The following is a 13257-nucleotide window of genomic DNA, read 5'->3' as shown; positions in this document are numbered from 1 at the left end:
GGGAGGTTGAGATACTCGGCGGTAGATCGATTCTGGGCCTCTAATGGCACGTACAGGGCAAGCAGGTACCGGTATTCCTCTCAATCACTTCAGTAACTGCAAAACGGGTGCAGAGCGGGATTATGTTTATACGTTAGTATAAATTAGAGTGAATGATGAGACGACTCGTTCGTACAATGGTCATTCCGTTTTTTATGGCGCTCTTCCCGGCAGTGTGGTACATCAATCGTAACGTGACGACGGAGCGGCTACCACCCTACACGGAGCCCACCACAGAATTGGTCGCAATTGCTATCGGAGCTGCGGTTTTCGGTTCTACCGTGTTTGCTGCGGTCGTAGCACTCTTCAGGCAGCAGCGTAGCGAGACTGAGCAGTATACGTTACCGTACCGTCAGCGGGTGTTTCAGCCAGACGATACTGCTCTCGCCGTATTCGCTATTTTCATAGCTGTCTCTTTGGTCTGGGCGCTCATCGAAATGGCTGGCTTTGGGCCGGCATGGCTTGGAGAACTACTACAAATAATGCTTACTCCGATAGCTATTCCCCTAGTAGTTCTTGCACCGCTTGCAATACAATTTCACTGGGCAGTGATCCTCGGACTCGTTCTCTGTGTCCTTTGGATGTCTCTTTTGGGGACCGTTTTTTCAGATATCGTGCATCACCGGTCACTCCCTCTACTCAACAACTGACTTGCCTATAGTGCCGGCCATCACATCCTGTGTGGCATCCTATTACTGCTATTTCCCCAGCAGATGTGTCTGTGATCAATTCGCCCAGCTAGTGAGCGGGCGTTTCACCCGAAATATAACTAGGGGGTGTAACAGCGGACGAGTTTTCGACGGTGGGCTCGAGCGGGTTCGAACTACGCCCGAGAACCTGCGCCTGCGGCGCAGAACCTCGGTCTAGTTCGAACCCACCACTCGCGACAGATTTCTGCCGCTCACGACTTGTTCGCGGCAGAAATATGGGCTCGGGCGGGTTCGAACCACCGACCTCGGCCTTGTAAAGGCCGCGTCATAACCAGCTAGACCACGAGCCCGTATGCCGACCAAATCCCCCCGTCCGAATAACCTTTACTTTCTCACGCCGCAGGAGGGGTATGGTCCTCGAGCGGGTCTGGAAGTCCCTCCTTCTCCTCGTCGCCCTCTCCTTGATCGGCCTGCTCGTCCTCCAACTGGGACTGATCACCCCGCCCTGGGCCGAGGAACAGGCCGAAGTCCGAGTCCTCGAGGCCGACACCGGCGACGAACTCGCCGTCGTCGACGCGGAGGTCGCGGACACCCGCGCCGAGCGCTACACCGGGTTGAGCGATCACGACTCGCTCGCCGACGGCGAGGGGATGCTGTTCGTCCACTCGAGCGAGGGCGAGCGAACCTACTTCATGCGCGAGATGGACTTCGACATCGACATCATCTTCGTCGACGCCGACCGCGAGATCACGTCCATCGAGGCGGCTCGGGCACCCGACGCCGACGAGGACGGCGAGAACCTCGAGTACACCGGCCGGGCTCAGTACGTCCTCGAGGTGCCGCGAGGCTACGCCGACGAACGGGGAATTGAACCGGGCGACGAGATCGAAATCGAGTACCAGTAAGTTGCACGCGAGAGCGACACGGAACGCTACCGGCGGCTGGGGTGTTTCGGTTCGTAGCAACCCTTATTGGCGGCGGTCCCCGAACCGAACGCAATGGAGGACGTCGACTGGGACGATGACGATCCCTTCGAGGAGCAACGCGAACGCGTCGAGAGTCCGATGCGACGGTTGCTCTTCGAGTACGGTCGTCCCTACTGGTTCTCGGCTACCGTCGGGCTGATCTCGAGCGTGCTCGCGCGGGCGCTGGATCTGCTGCCCGCACTGCTGCTCGCCGTCGCGATCGACGCGATCTTCGGCGAGGCGGCATTCGCGGAGCAGGTTCCGCTCGTAATCCTGCCGGAAGCCTGGCTGCCGGCGACGCGCGAGGGGCAGTTCTGGTTCGTCGCCGCCGCTATCGCGGGCTCGTTCGCCCTCGGTGCGATCTTTCACTGGCTCCGAAACTGGGGGTTCAACGCGTTCTCGCAGGACATTCAACACGACGTCCGGACCGCAACCTACGACAAGATGCAGCGTCTGGACATGGAGTTCTTCGCCTCGAAACAGACCGGCGAGATGATGTCCGTCCTGAGTAACGACGTCAACCAACTCGAGCGCTTTCTCAACGAGGGGATGAACTCGGCGACCCGACTGATCGTGATGGTCGTCGGCATCTCCTTCCTGCTGTTCTGGCTCAACCCGCAACTCGCGCTGGTCTCGCTCGCACCCGTCCCGCTGATCGCGATCTTCACCTACATCTTCGTCAAAAAAATCCAGCCGAAGTACGCCGCCGTCCGCTCCTCGGTCGGGAAGGTGAACTCGCGACTCGAGAACAACCTCGGCGGGATCGGCGTCATCAAGTCCTCGAACACCGAAACGTACGAGTCCGACCGCGTCGAGGACGTCTCGAAGAAATACTACGACACGAACTGGGAGGCGATCTGGCTGCGCATTCGATTCTTCCCGGGCCTCCAACTCATTTCGGGGATCGGATTCGTCCTCACGTTCGTCGTCGGGGGCTACTGGGTCTTCACCGGCACCGCGCCGGGGCCGTTCACCGGAACGCTCCAGGAGGGTGTCTTCGTCGCCTTCATCCTCTACACGCAGCAACTGGTCTGGCCAATGGCCCAGTTCGGCCAGGTCGTCAACATGTACCAGCGCGCCGAGGCCTCGAGCGAGCGCATCTTCGGCCTGATGGACGAGCAGGGGCGGATCGAACGCGACGAGGGGGCCGCGGATCTCGAGGTAACCGAGGGCCGCGTCGAGTACGACGAAGTGAGTTTTGGATACGAACAAAACGAGCGGATCATCGACGACATCTCCTTCGACGTCGACGGCGGCGAGACGGTCGCGCTCGTCGGCCCGACGGGGGCCGGGAAGTCGACCGTCCTCAAACTCCTCCTTCGACTGTACGACGTCGACGACGGGGCGATCCGCATCGACGACCAGGACATCCGTGAGGTTTCACTGCCGAGTTTGCGCCAGTCGATGGGCTACGTCGGCCAGGAGTCGTTCCTCTTCTATGGCACCGTCGAGGAGAACATCACCTACGGCACCTTCGAGGCGGACCGCGAGGAGATCGTCGAGGCGGCGAAAGCCGCCGAAGCCCACGAGTTCATCCAGAATCTGCCGGACGGCTACGACACGATGGTCGGCGAGCGCGGCGTCAAGCTCTCGGGCGGTCAGCGCCAGCGCGTCGCCATCGCCCGCGCGGTGCTCAAGGATCCGGATATACTCGTCTTAGACGAGGCGACCAGCGACGTCGACACCGAGACCGAGATGCTCATCCAGCGCTCGATCGACGACCTGACCGAAGAGCGGACCACGTTCGCCATCGCCCACCGCCTCTCGACGATCAAGGACGCCGACCAGATCCTGGTGCTCGAGGGCGGGAGTATCGCCGAACGCGGGACACACGACGAACTGTTAGCAAACGGCGGCCTCTACTCGCACCTCTGGGGCGTCCAGGCCGGCGAGATCGAGGAGTTGCCACAGGAGTTCATCGAGCGCGCCCAGCGCCGAACGGCCCGTACGGAAGCCAGCACCGACGACGACGATTAACCGGTACTCGACCAGCAACCATTAACCGGTACTCGACCAGCAACCATCGATCGTCGCTCGGGCCGTCAGAACGACTCCTGGCCTTCCTGGTCATCCTGGTCCGGTGCGCCTTCGTCCTGGCGGTCCTCGCCCGCCGCCGGGGGCGTGCGGTCGCTGTAATTCTTCCGTCCGATAGCCTCGTCGCCGACCATGTTCATGATCGCCTGCTCGACCTCGCCGTAGTCTCGGTACTCGTCCTCGTTCAGCGGGCCGATGATGTGCTCGAGCGTCTCCGTCTCGCCCTCCATCTCGATCTCCCCGTCACCGTAGCGCTCGAGCAACTCGTCCTCGCTCATCGGATACTCCGCGGACTCGAGGTCGTCGCCGAGCTCGCCGAGTTCGACGCCGAGCTGTCGATTGTCGTCAGTCATAGTCGGAATGTACGGACGCCGTCAAAAACCGATTGCCCCTGCGTTCGCCACTCGCGAGGTCGCCGCTACGACGGCGACAGCCGCGGCCGGATCACCGCCGGCACGACGACCAGCGCACCGAGGGCGGCGGCCGGACCGACCGACTGCAGCCCTCCACCGACGACGATAACACCGACGAGGAGAGCGAGTGCAATCGTCGCCGACTCCGCGTGATACGCGGGCCGTGCGGACGAGAGCCGACCGGAGCGAGGACGGGCGAACGACCAGATCGTCAAGCCGCCGGCTGCGAGTGCGGCGTACGCCACCGACCGGCCCGCGGCGCCGCTGACGGCTATCGCGACGAGTGCGAGACCGAGCGCCAGCGCGAAGGCGGTCGTCGTGCGATCGGCCGGCGAGCGCTCGAGCAGCCACCAGACCGCCGCGAGGTAGCCGACCCCGAGGAGGATTCCGGCGACGATATCGCCGGGGTAGTGGACGGCGAGGACGACCCGTGAGAGGCTCACCGCGAGCGCGAGGACGCCCGCGACCGCGAGTCGGCTGCGACGCGTCCCGAGGGAGGTCGCAAGCGCCAGCGCTCCGTAGGCGACGGTGGCCCCGACCGCGTGGCCGCTCGGAAAGCCGTAGCCGCCCAGCGTCACCGTCGAGACGTACGTCGACTCGAGCGCCGTCGGTAACATGCTTGGTGTCGCCGCGACGAGTTCTGGCCGCGGCAACGCGAAGAGATATTTCAGTGCGGTCATCGCCGCCAGCCCGCCGACGACGACGCCCACGAGCCAGACGGCGGGCGCGCGGTCGGCGTTCGGTGCGATCGAATCCGTCTCCGGAGACTCGAGTTCAGCCGCCGTCCCTCGCCACGTGAGCAACCAGGACGCCAGGATCACGATCGAAATAACGGTGGCGACGTCGCCGAGGCGGGTTACGAGTGCAGCGAGCAGGAGCAACCACTCCGGAACGGAGCCGTGGAGCGACTCGAGAACGTCGCCGCCGCGATACATGGCGTCGGATTCGACGGATCGTCGGATACCGTCGAGACCGGCAGCTGCAAGCGTACTAAATGGGGGCGGAAACAAGTCGCGTCCACCGGGGGTTTCTTGGCTGCTCCGTGGGAGTACTCCCGCATGAACCTACGCGACGCGACGTGGACGGACGTTCGAGACTGCGAGACCGATCTCGCGGTCGTTCCCGTCGGGAGTACGGAACAGCACGGCCCCCACGCACCGCTCGGGACGGACGTCATCGCCGCGGAGGCGGTCGCCGACGCCGGAATAGCGCGCGTCAATCGCGAGGTCGTGCGCGCCCCGGCGATTCCGGTCGGCGTCGCCGAAGAGCACCGCCAGTTCCCCGGGACGATGTGGGTCTCCGACGAGACGTTCCGACGCTACGTCCGCGAGGCCGTCGAGAGCCTCGCCTACCACGGCTTCGACCGGGTGGTCCTCGTCAACGGCCACGGCGGTAACGTCGACGCATTGCGAGAGGTCGGCGGCCGGGTCACCCGCGATGGCGAGGCGTACGCCGTCCCGTTCACCTGGTTCGAGGCCGTCGGCGAACACTCCGCGGAGATGGGCCACGGCGGCCCGCTCGAGACTGCCCTGCTTCGCCACTGCGAGCCCGAACTGGTTCGCGAGGATCGGATGGACGAGGCCCAGGCCGGGCGAGCCGACGGCTGGGGCGAGTGGGTAAGTCACACGAATCTCGCCTACGATTCGGCAGCCTTCAGCGAAAACGGCGTCGTCGGGGATCCAGACGCGGGCGATGAACGGCGCGGCAAGGAGCTTCTCGAGCGAGCGGGCGACGCGCTGGCGCGGCTGCTCGAGGCCGTCGCAGAGCGAGACGTCTCGCGGCCCGAGCGTCGGTAGCGGGCTCGTTCGCACGAGTACCGGTGACCGGAGTCGGCTCGAGGTTACTCTTCGTCTTCCTCGTCGTCTTCGTCGGCGTCACTCTCCGCTTCCTCCTCCTCGTCTTCCTCGTCCTCGGCGGGACCGGCGTCCTCGAGCGTACCGCGAAGGGCCGGAATCGTCGAGGTGAGTTCGCCAACCTGTTCGCCGGCGTCGGAGATGTCCTCGATAGCTTCCTCGAGATCGCCGATCTCTTCTTCAAGGTCGTCGGCGTCCTCGAAGGCGTCGGCTCGCTGGCCCATCGTGAACCACTTCTTGGCGTCTCGAAGGTGGTCCTCGGCATCCCCGGCGTTCAGCGCGGAATTCAGCCCGTTGAGCACGCCCAGCACGTTGTCGGCGTCGGTCTCCCAGACGTCGTCGGCGCTCGGAAGTGCGTCCCAGGCCTCCTCGAGCGAGGCCTCGACGTCCTCGCGCATTTCGTTGGCGGCTTCGCCGAACAGTTCCTCGTCGTCGCCGAACGTCGCTTGACTCATGTTATTCCCTTCACCGTGACTGGGGTTAAAAGGTCGCCCGAAAGTGAAAGTGAAAATCGACTCGAGCAGAGCGATACCGGCCGAACGGCAGCGGCGTTTCGAAAGGGAAGTCACGCAGTTCCGAGCGCTCGTGTCGGAACGGGTCGAGTCGAGTCGCCGCTACGGTTGGTTCTCGGTCGACGGGTCCCCGGTGTCGTCGTCGTTTTCACCGGCGCCGACGTACGAGATCTCGACCCGACGGGAGAGACGGACGAGAACGATGAGGCCGACGACGGGCGAGACGAACGTCAGCGCAGCCGAAAGGGGACGCTCGCCTGTCGGAGGGTCGCGCTCGCCCCGTTCCTGATAGACTCGGTAGTAGGTGCCGTCCTCGAGTTCAATCGGTGATTCGGGGACGTCGACGGCGTCCCGACTCGTTCCCGATCCGTCTCGTGCGGTATCGGCGACGACCGACGGGAGGTCGGCATCGTCGACATCGATCGACTCCCAGCGGAGGACATCGTCGGGATCGGCGGGCTCGAGGGTGATGTCGACCCGGTACATGCCGTCGCTGCGCTGTGCCGACGCGTTTGTCTCGTAGGCTACCTCGTAGAGTCGGTCGTCCAGTTGGACGTAGTCGTAGTAGTCCGCCGTGAGCGTCCACGGAACCGACGTGGAGTTCGGGTTCGTCGAGTAGAGACTGGTCGGCAGGGAGTCGACCTCGAGGAGGTGCTCTTCGAAGCTGCACGCACGGACGTCACCGCCCCAGCCGGCACACTCGATCGACTCGCTGATCGGTGTCTCAGGCGGAACGGCATCGGGATCGGCGTACGCGACGCCGTCGCCGTCGGTCGTGACTTCGACGCGGTCGTACTCGGTGACCGGCTCGCCGAGCGATAGCGTGGCCGCCCACAGGGGTGCAGTGAGCAGCGCCACTGCGAGCACGGCGAGCGCGAGGTCACGGTGAAACGGGGCAACTGAATTGAGGGGACCCATCACGTCTGCCCTACAGGTTGAGTGTCAAGAAGTATGGATTTTCTGAAAAATGGTGTCGACGGTGGAGTGCTCGAGTTGAAGCCAGTAGGGCGCTCCGCGAGGGAGTCGCTGGCCGCCCGCCGATCAGTCGCGACCCCGAACCGACTCGACGCGCATCAGCGGATAGCCGTCTTCCATTGCCATCCGCGTGACGACCTCACAGCCCTCGTAGTCGACGACGATCTCGACCTCGAGAAACCGTCCCGTCAGTTCCGTGTAATCAGCCGCCGAATCGGCGAGTTCGGCCTCGAGTTCGTCGACCATCACGTCGACGGTGACCGCCGCACAGTGGGGTTGATTGGTGATCGAGTCCTCCATCGCCCGCGCGAGACTCGCAGCGCTGTCGGGCGACACCGGAGTGCCGGCGAACTGGTGGTAGAGCGTGCCGAACTTGATGCCAGCCTCGAAGCAGGCGGCCTCGGCGACTGTGGGGTCGGTATCGCTGGTCATGTGGGAGTGCTCGAGTGCGGTCGGCAAGGGGATTGCGATGCGGACGGCCTGTCGCGTCGTTCCGACGCGACCGAAGGGTGCTACACCCACTCGAACCGACTCGGAACCGCATGGTTCTTATCGCCCCTGTGCCTCCCACCGAACGAATGGCACAGTCGGTCCTGCTGACCGGGGCTGCGGGGCGCGTCGGAGAGGCTATCCTCGAGGGCCTCGCGGACGACCACGAGTGGCGCTTGCTCGACCGCGATCCGCCGACGGAGGACTATCCGGGCGAGTTCGTCGTCGCAGATATCACCGAAGAAGAGACCGTCCGCGAGGCGATGGACGGCATCGACGTCGTCCTCCATCTTGCGGGCGACCCCCGTAAGACCGCGCCGTGGGACAGCGTCCTGACGAACAACATCGACGGGACACAGACCGTCTTCGAGGCCGCCGTCGATGCGGGCGTCGAGAAGGTCGCCTTCGCGTCCTCCAACCACGCCGTCGGCCACTACGAGACCGAGGAGCGAACGCCCGACATGTACCGCGCGGACGACGACTACCTGCTCGACGGGACGGAACTCCCCCGCCCGGGCAACCTCTACGGCGTCTCGAAGGTCGCTGGCGAATCCCTCGGTCGGTACTACCACGACGAGTACGGCATCTCGGTCGTCAACGTCCGCATCGGAAACCTCACTCGAGGCCACCCCCCGATCGACTACGAGCGCGGGCAAGCGATGTGGCTCTCCTACCGCGACTGTGCACACCTGTTCGATCGCTGTATTCGGGCCGACTACGAGTACGAAATCGTCTACGGGATTAGCGACAACGACCGGAAATATTACTCGATCCAGCGCGCAAAGGAGGCCCTCGGCTACGAGCCGCGGGACAACTCCGCCGAGCACGACTGACGCCGGCCGTTTTGTTCTCCGCCGAGCACGACTAACGCGGCCACCGTCGTTCTCACCCGCCGGAACCGGAAGCCGATAACCCCATTCTCGAGTCGCGACGTTTTAACGGTGGGCCGACGCAGCAAGTCCTATGGAGTACACGACGCTCGGGTCGACCGGCATGTCGGTCAGTCGCATCGGACTCGGCTGTATGAGTTTTGGCAGCGGCCGCGACTGGATGCTCGACCGCGAGGAGAGCACCGAACTCATCGAGCGCGCGATCGACCTCGGAATCAACTTCTTCGACACGGCGAACGTCTACTCGACTGGCGAATCCGAGGAGATTCTCGGCGACGCGCTCGCGGGCTACGACCGCGATTCGCAGGTCGTCGCGACGAAGGTGTACGCGGAGATGGACCCCGACAACCCGAACTCGAGCGGGCTCTCCCGGAAGACCATCGAGCAGGAACTCGAGGCGAGCCTCGAGCGACTCGGCATGGATACCGTCGATCTCTACCAGACCCACCGCTGGGACTACGATACGCCGATCGACGAGACGCTCCGGGCGCTCGACGACGCCGTACGGCGGGGACAGGCCCGATACGTCGGCACCTCCTCGATGTGGGCCCACCAGTTCGCCGAGGCGTTGCAGACGAGCGACGAACTGGGTCTCGAGCGCTTCGCGACGATGCAGAACCACTACAACGCCTTCTACCGCGAGGAAGAGCGGGAGATGTTGCCCCTCTGTGAGAAGGAGGGGATCGGCGTCATCCCGTGGTCGCCGCTGGCCCGCGGCGTCGGGACTCGCCCGCTCGAGGCCCTCGAGTCGACGACGCGCGGGCAGACGGACGAGTACTTAGAGCAAATCCCGTACCTCCAGGGCGGCGGCGAGGAGATCAACGAGCGGATTCAGGAACTCGCCGCCGAGAAGGGCGTCACGATGGCCCAGATCTCGCTGGCCTGGCTGCTCCACAAAGAGCAGGTCGACGCCCCCATCGTCGGCACGACCAGCGTCGAGCATCTCGAGGAAGCCGTCGAGGCCATCGAACTGGATCTCTCGGCGTCGGACATGGCCTATCTCGAGGAGCCCTACGAGCCGTTGCGGATCGCCGGTCACGAGTAGTCGGCCGGAGACGGGAACCCTGCTTTTACCATCCCAGTATGGAGCGAGCGACGGCCAATCGTCGTCCGTCGTCGGCGACGATCGCTCGTCGGGGTCGGCCCCGTCTCGAGCCGTCCGCGAGGTCGTTCCAGACGAGTACCATCGCGAGACAGCGAGCCATCCCAATGAGAATCAGGCCGAGAAAGGTGAGATGCGTTATTCGTCGGCTGCGACGACGTCGAACTGCACGTCTGCACCGCCGGGGAGCGAACAGACACCGATAACGGTCCGTGGCGGGTGTTCGACCCCGTCGAACCGAGAGTCGTAGACGGTGTCGACGGCCTCGCTGGCGTCCGGGTCGGTGAGATGAACCTCGAGCTTCATCACGTCCTCGAGCGTCACGTCTCGGGTTTCCAGGACCGACTCGAGGCGGTCGAAACACGTCGCCGCCTGTTCCTCGATTGAATGTGTGTTCAATACCTCGCCGTCGATCTCCGGCAGGATTCCCTCGAAAAAGATTAGATCCGACTCGCCCGTCCGTTGACCGAACGCGCCGGTGTGCTCGAACCCGTCTCGCTGCCGTTTGCTGCGTTCGCTGAGCGTTCCGTCCGTTTCCATCGTCGGCTGGTGGTTCTGTCGACGCTCGCTCTCGTTTGTCGTGCGGGCCATATTGGTTGAATAGGTGCTCAATCAGTAAAGCATTTCGAACGAGGCGGCAGCCTGGCTCGGGTAGAGTCGAACTGATAGAAACGAACGTTATCGCGAGCCGTCGAGAACGGTCAAAAGAGCAGTTGCACGCTTCGTCGCACGGTACTTTCGCCACCGGCCGTCCTTCCGTTTGGTCACGAGCCCGGCGTCGGTGAGCGTCGAGAGCGCGTGGCTGACGGCGCTGTCGCTGACGTCCACGAGCGGGGTGATCTCACAGACGCAGAGCTCATCGTCCGACGCCACGAGCAGTCGAACGAGGCGGTATCGCGTCTCGTCGCCGAGCGCCGAGAACGTCGCCACGTCGGTTCCGGCCGTCCCCCCATCGAGCACGGATTCGAGGTCGTCGAGTTCGGCCAGTCGTTTCTGTAGATCCTCGTTCTGACACGTCTCGAGTTCGTCCTCGAGGTAGCGCCGCAGTCTCGCTTCCGTTTCGGCCATAGGAACAGTTGCACGTTCGCTCAAATAAGAGTTGTGTCAGCTCCCGTCTGTGGGCATCGGCCCCCAGTTCAGAGAGGAGTCGACGTCAGATCGCTCGAGTCGACGGGCCGATTCGCGTCGCGAACCGAACGGCCAACGGCCGTCAGAACAGTCCCTCGACGTCGGTCTCTCGAGTCTCCCGTCGGTCAACGTGGTCCGTAAGCCGCTGGTAGACGATTCCGCGGTGGTCGTCCTCGCGGACGAAGTCGAACAGCAGCGTGATGAACCGGCTGCCGTCGTCGCCGGCCTCGAGATCCCGTTCGGCGTAGGTTCGAGCCTGCTCGATCGGCACCTCGTCGTATCCAAGTTCCGCCGCGAGGACCGTCGCCGCGACCGCTGTCGGCACGAATCCGAGATCCGCAAGCGTCGGCGTCGTTCCGTCGTGTTCGAGCCGGATCGGTTGCCGACGCTCGAGCAGTTCGGGATCCGCCGCGAGGGTTTCGAGGAACGATCGCACGGGCTCGAGCGCCACGTCGCGGTAGTCGGCGGGGAGTCCGGCAAGATACCCGCGGGCACTCTCCGCCAGTCCAACGGCCCCCTCCCAGTTACGGCCTCGGGCGTGGTGGACCGCAGCCGTAAACTGGATCAACCCGTGGAGCAACCGCTCGTCCTCGGTGCCGGCCTCGAGGTCGAGCCAGTACTCCTCCCAGGCGTCGTGGGCGGCGTGATAGAAGCCGGCGTTGTAGATGGCGACGCCCGCCCGGAGCTGTTCGCGCATGGTCGGCGTAGGGACTCGAGACGGGTGAGACTGTCGGCGGATACAGAACACCGAAGACGGTGATCGCCGGATACGTACCGCCTCCGGCGGGGCGGGCAGACAACTGTGGAAAGGGAATACACGCCCCGCCGATGCTCAGTCGGCGGGCGATGTATGGGACGAGCAGCGAGTCCCGACCGGTTACTTCGCCGCCACCGGTCATGGCGGTACTCGATTCCAACGATGATTTCCTACATTATTATGCAGCTACTTCGCGGTTTCATGATATGATTTGACAACACACAATAGGCAATTAATTGGCTGCTACTATCGAATTTGGTGACTAACACGAAATCGAGAGCGAGTCGCCTAATCCGCAGACTGTGAGTTACTCGAAACCGTCTTCCCACCGAAAGCGTCCATTACGCTGAACGACGGTGCCGTCGACCTCGAGTCGCGAGTCCTCGCTGACATCGGTGATCATGTCGACGTGGACTGCGGAGTCGTTGCCTGACTCGCCGTCGGGGAGGTTCGAATCGTAGGCCCGGCCGAGCGCGAGGTGGATCGTGTCGCCCATCTTCTCGTCGAAGAGGATATTGTCCGTGTAGCGGTCGATGCCGCGGTTCATGCCGATACCGAGTTCGCCGAGTCGCCGGGCGCCCGCATCGGTCTCGAGGATCTCGGTGAGTACGTCTTCCCCCTGTTCGGCGTCGTAGTCGATGACTTCGCCGTCTTCGAACTCGAGGCGAACGTTCCGGACCGATTCACCGTGAAGCGTCATCGGAACGTCGAACGTCACTTTGCCCTCGGTGGCGTAGGGCGCGGTGAACACCTCACCGCTGGGGAGATTGTGCGAGTCGTACGCGACCGAGGCGGCGCTGTTGACTGCCGTTCGGCCCTCGATATTCATGGTGAGGTCGGTCCCGCGAGAGACAAGTCGAACTTCGGAGCCCTCGTCGAGCACGTCTTTCATTCGTCCCATCTCCTCGGCCAGGGCCTCCCAATCGCGGAGGATCGCGTCGTACGCGAAGTCTTGGTACTCCTCGTAGGCCATGTTCGCCTGCTGGGCGAGCGACCGAGTCGGATGGACCGTCGAGACCCAGCGGGTGTCCATTCGCGCCTCGCGGATCTCGTCTCTGGCGCTGCTGTAGGCCTGGCGCGTCTTCCCCGGGACGTCCGCCGTCGCGCTCGTGTTGCGTCCGCCGCCGAGCGAGAGGTAGACGTCGGCGTTCTCGACCAGTGTGAGCTCGTGTGCCGGATTCTCGTCGAACTCGCCGTCGTGCGCGCGGAGATACGCGCGAGTGATCTCGCCGGAGCTGTAGGTCGCGAGCAGATTCGCCCCCCGCTCGCCGAGCGCCTCGGCGACCGCAACCGCAAGTTCGTGGGCGTCGGGTCCGACGGCGAGTACGACGTCGTCACCCGCCTCGACCCGTGCGCTCCAGTCGACCAGTACCTCGGCGTGTTCGCGGACGCGTTCGTCCATACCGATCCCTCTCGAGGCGGGTTACTAAACGTCCTCGTTCGACGCGAG

At 63.9% G+C, this 13257-nt stretch carries 15 protein-coding genes and 1 tRNA gene; 6 read left to right on the top strand and 10 right to left on the bottom strand.

Annotated features, from left to right (window positions below; all coding sequences use genetic code 11):
• Window positions 1–155: 155 nt before the first annotated feature.
• Complete coding sequence (locus tag NATTI_RS0110175; RefSeq protein WP_241434241.1) at window positions 156–689, top strand: hypothetical protein; 534 nt, start codon at window positions 156–158, stop codon at window positions 687–689.
• Window positions 690–965: 276 nt separating this feature from the next.
• On the opposite strand, the gene NATTI_RS0110170 is transcribed toward NATTI_RS0110175, so the two are convergent.
• Window positions 966–1039 (bottom strand) — tRNA-Val (locus tag NATTI_RS0110170).
• Window positions 1040–1099: 60 nt separating this feature from the next.
• Between NATTI_RS0110170 and NATTI_RS0110165 the strand changes: the two genes are divergently transcribed.
• Complete coding sequence (locus NATTI_RS0110165) at window positions 1100–1594, top strand: DUF192 domain-containing protein (protein ID WP_006087784.1); 495 nt, start codon at window positions 1100–1102, stop codon at window positions 1592–1594.
• 93 nt (window positions 1595–1687) lie between these two features.
• Entirely contained in the window at window positions 1688–3631 is a 1944-nt protein-coding gene (locus tag NATTI_RS0110160) for an ABC transporter ATP-binding protein (protein WP_006087783.1), read from the top strand.
• Between the two features lie 65 nt (window positions 3632–3696).
• Here NATTI_RS0110160 and NATTI_RS0110155 read toward each other — a convergent pair whose 3' ends face one another.
• Both NATTI_RS0110155 and NATTI_RS0110150 read right to left on the bottom strand, forming a co-directional pair.
• Window positions 3697–4041 carry a DUF5789 family protein gene (locus NATTI_RS0110155; protein ID WP_006087782.1) on the bottom strand — a complete coding sequence of 115 codons (345 nt, stop codon included), beginning with the start codon at window positions 4039–4041 and terminating at the stop codon, window positions 3697–3699.
• 65 nt (window positions 4042–4106) lie between these two features.
• Entirely contained in the window at window positions 4107–5111 is a 1005-nt protein-coding gene (locus tag NATTI_RS0110150; RefSeq protein ID WP_241434240.1) for a phosphatase PAP2 family protein, read from the bottom strand.
• A gap of 48 nt (window positions 5112–5159) precedes the next feature.
• Here NATTI_RS0110150 and NATTI_RS0110145 point away from each other — a divergent pair, with 48 nt between their 5' ends.
• Window positions 5160–5897 carry a creatininase family protein gene (locus NATTI_RS0110145; RefSeq protein WP_006087780.1) on the top strand — a complete coding sequence of 246 codons (738 nt, stop codon included), beginning with the start codon at window positions 5160–5162 and terminating at the stop codon, window positions 5895–5897.
• A gap of 44 nt (window positions 5898–5941) precedes the next feature.
• On the opposite strand, the gene NATTI_RS0110140 is transcribed toward NATTI_RS0110145, so the two are convergent.
• The 3 genes from NATTI_RS0110140 to NATTI_RS0110130 form a co-directional block, all read right to left on the bottom strand.
• The gene (locus NATTI_RS0110140; RefSeq protein WP_006087779.1) at window positions 5942–6409 is read right to left on the bottom strand and encodes a DUF5790 family protein; all 468 of its coding nucleotides are present in this window, start codon (window positions 6407–6409) and stop codon (window positions 5942–5944) included.
• A gap of 159 nt (window positions 6410–6568) precedes the next feature.
• The gene (locus NATTI_RS0110135; RefSeq protein ID WP_006087778.1) at window positions 6569–7384 is read right to left on the bottom strand and encodes a hypothetical protein; all 816 of its coding nucleotides are present in this window, start codon (window positions 7382–7384) and stop codon (window positions 6569–6571) included.
• A 123-nt stretch (window positions 7385–7507) separates the two neighbouring features.
• Window positions 7508–7873 carry a dihydroneopterin aldolase family protein gene (locus tag NATTI_RS0110130; protein WP_027119116.1) on the bottom strand — a complete coding sequence of 122 codons (366 nt, stop codon included), beginning with the start codon at window positions 7871–7873 and terminating at the stop codon, window positions 7508–7510.
• 146 nt (window positions 7874–8019) lie between these two features.
• On the opposite strand from NATTI_RS0110130, the gene azf reads away from it, so the two are divergent.
• Together azf and NATTI_RS0110120 are read left to right on the top strand one after the other, a co-directional pair.
• Entirely contained in the window at window positions 8020–8763 is a 744-nt protein-coding gene (gene azf / locus NATTI_RS0110125; protein WP_006087776.1) for an NAD-dependent glucose-6-phosphate dehydrogenase Azf, read from the top strand.
• 130 nt (window positions 8764–8893) lie between these two features.
• Window positions 8894–9865, top strand: a complete 972-nt coding sequence (locus NATTI_RS0110120) for an aldo/keto reductase (RefSeq protein WP_006087775.1) — start codon at window positions 8894–8896, stop codon at window positions 9863–9865.
• 195 nt (window positions 9866–10060) lie between these two features.
• Here the strand turns inward: NATTI_RS0110120 and NATTI_RS0110110 are convergent, their stop codons facing one another.
• The 4 genes from NATTI_RS0110110 to NATTI_RS0110095 all read right to left on the bottom strand — a co-directional run bounded on the left by NATTI_RS0110110 (window position 10061) and on the right by NATTI_RS0110095 (window position 13209).
• The gene (locus NATTI_RS0110110; protein ID WP_006087773.1) at window positions 10061–10513 is read right to left on the bottom strand and encodes a RidA family protein; all 453 of its coding nucleotides are present in this window, start codon (window positions 10511–10513) and stop codon (window positions 10061–10063) included.
• 87 nt (window positions 10514–10600) lie between these two features.
• On the bottom strand, window positions 10601–10990 hold the full coding sequence (locus NATTI_RS0110105) for an ArsR/SmtB family transcription factor (protein WP_006087772.1): 390 nt from the start codon (window positions 10988–10990) through the stop codon (window positions 10601–10603).
• A gap of 142 nt (window positions 10991–11132) precedes the next feature.
• Entirely contained in the window at window positions 11133–11747 is a 615-nt protein-coding gene (locus NATTI_RS0110100; RefSeq protein ID WP_006087771.1) for a DUF309 domain-containing protein, read from the bottom strand.
• Between the two features lie 367 nt (window positions 11748–12114).
• On the bottom strand, window positions 12115–13209 hold the full coding sequence (locus tag NATTI_RS0110095) for an aminopeptidase (RefSeq protein WP_019991795.1): 1095 nt from the start codon (window positions 13207–13209) through the stop codon (window positions 12115–12117).
• Window positions 13210–13257 lie beyond the last annotated feature (48 nt).

The sequence above is a fragment of the Natronorubrum tibetense GA33 genome, assembly GCF_000383975.1.
Taxonomy (GTDB): Archaea; Halobacteriota; Halobacteria; order Halobacteriales; family Natrialbaceae; genus Natronorubrum; species Natronorubrum tibetense.
Note: the sequence above shows the minus strand (reverse complement) of the source record. Positions and strands in the feature narration are given on the sequence as shown.

Excerpts from the sequence above, each read along its gene's own strand:
- NATTI_RS0110175 (WP_241434241.1), top strand. The coding sequence starts at position 156 with ATGAGACGACTCGTTCGTACAATGGTCATTCCGTTTTTTATGGCGCTC.
- NATTI_RS0110165 (WP_006087784.1), top strand. The coding sequence starts at position 1,100 with ATGGTCCTCGAGCGGGTCTGGAAGTCCCTCCTTCTCCTCGTCGCCCTC.
- NATTI_RS0110160 (WP_006087783.1), top strand. The coding sequence starts at position 1,688 with ATGGAGGACGTCGACTGGGACGATGACGATCCCTTCGAGGAGCAACGC.
- NATTI_RS0110155 (WP_006087782.1), bottom strand. The coding sequence starts at position 4,041 with ATGACTGACGACAATCGACAGCTCGGCGTCGAACTCGGCGAGCTCGGC.
- NATTI_RS0110145 (WP_006087780.1), top strand. The coding sequence starts at position 5,160 with ATGAACCTACGCGACGCGACGTGGACGGACGTTCGAGACTGCGAGACC.
- NATTI_RS0110140 (WP_006087779.1), bottom strand. The coding sequence starts at position 6,409 with ATGAGTCAAGCGACGTTCGGCGACGACGAGGAACTGTTCGGCGAAGCC.
- NATTI_RS0110135 (WP_006087778.1), bottom strand. The coding sequence starts at position 7,384 with ATGGGTCCCCTCAATTCAGTTGCCCCGTTTCACCGTGACCTCGCGCTC.
- NATTI_RS0110130 (WP_027119116.1), bottom strand. The coding sequence starts at position 7,873 with ATGACCAGCGATACCGACCCCACAGTCGCCGAGGCCGCCTGCTTCGAG.
- azf (WP_006087776.1), top strand. The coding sequence starts at position 8,020 with ATGGCACAGTCGGTCCTGCTGACCGGGGCTGCGGGGCGCGTCGGAGAG.
- NATTI_RS0110120 (WP_006087775.1), top strand. The coding sequence starts at position 8,894 with ATGGAGTACACGACGCTCGGGTCGACCGGCATGTCGGTCAGTCGCATC.
- NATTI_RS0110110 (WP_006087773.1), bottom strand. The coding sequence starts at position 10,513 with ATGGCCCGCACGACAAACGAGAGCGAGCGTCGACAGAACCACCAGCCG.
- NATTI_RS0110105 (WP_006087772.1), bottom strand. The coding sequence starts at position 10,990 with ATGGCCGAAACGGAAGCGAGACTGCGGCGCTACCTCGAGGACGAACTC.
- NATTI_RS0110100 (WP_006087771.1), bottom strand. The coding sequence starts at position 11,747 with ATGCGCGAACAGCTCCGGGCGGGCGTCGCCATCTACAACGCCGGCTTC.
- NATTI_RS0110095 (WP_019991795.1), bottom strand. The coding sequence starts at position 13,209 with ATGGACGAACGCGTCCGCGAACACGCCGAGGTACTGGTCGACTGGAGC.